1 pseudogene is annotated in these 402 nt (G+C 47.8%); it reads left to right on the top strand.

Annotated elements, in window-relative coordinates:
• Positions 1–229 (top strand): annotated as a pseudogene (locus tag EII23_RS12485) (IS5/IS1182 family transposase); the annotation flags it as partial.
• Between the last annotated feature and the right edge of the window lie 173 nt (positions 230–402).

Genomic DNA, 402 nt, shown 5'->3' with positions numbered 1-402 from the left:
TAGACAAGGTTGTTGAGTCCGGCTGTCAGCCCGTCATTCCACCCAGAAAAAATCGCAAGGAGCAGAGGGACTATGACAAAGCTTTATACCGTGTACGCATCTGATCGAGAACGCCTTTCTTCACCTCAAGAGATGGCGCGGCATTGCTACGCGCTACGCAAAACGAAGTCTTTCCTTCCTTGCCGCCGTGCAAATCAGGTGCATCTCATTGTGGGCAACAATAGTTTGACGACACTATCTAGACTTTTCAGTCCGTTTCCCGCACGAAGTGGGAATGGACATCACCAATGCGCAATGGGAACTGTAGAAGTCATCTCATAATCAATCTGAGCAAAATCATGATGCAGCCCAGTTGCGCCATTGCCAGAAAGTTTTCTGCATGAAATTCGTATCTTACGACAA

It is taken from the genome of Desulfovibrio sp. OH1186_COT-070 (assembly GCF_003860215.1).
Lineage (GTDB): Bacteria > Desulfobacterota > Desulfovibrionia > Desulfovibrionales > Desulfovibrionaceae > Desulfovibrio.
Note: the sequence above shows the minus strand (reverse complement) of the source record. Positions and strands in the feature narration are given on the sequence as shown.